Origin of the sequence: Ralstonia sp. ASV6 (genome assembly GCF_016429285.1) — a bacterium.
Classification (GTDB): Bacteria; Pseudomonadota; Gammaproteobacteria; order Burkholderiales; family Burkholderiaceae; genus Ralstonia; species Ralstonia flaminis.
Genome location: NZ_JAELUI010000694.1, coordinates 1 through 252 on the forward strand (window position 1 = coordinate 1; position 252 = coordinate 252).

At 69.4% G+C, this 252-nt stretch carries 1 pseudogene; it reads left to right on the forward strand.

Annotated elements, in window-relative coordinates:
• Positions 1-125: 125 nt before the first annotated feature.
• Positions 126-252 (forward strand): annotated as a pseudogene (locus JHD73_RS28895) (DUF4166 domain-containing protein); the annotation flags it as partial.

Sequence of the window (252 nt, forward strand, 5' to 3'; positions counted from 1 at the left end):
CCCCCCCCCCCCCCCCCCCCCCCCCCCCCCCCCCCCCCCCCCCCCCCCCCCCCTTTTTCAAGCAGAAGACGGCATACGCGATCAGGCGCCATGTCTCGTGGGCTCGGAGATGTGTATAAGAGACAGGCCCAATCCGTTTCACACTCGACGCCACCGCCACCCAAGAGACCTGGACACGCCATTTCCCGCGCCAGACGATGCGCTCCACGCTGTCGCTGCATCAGGGGCGCATCATGGAGCGGCTCGGCGCAG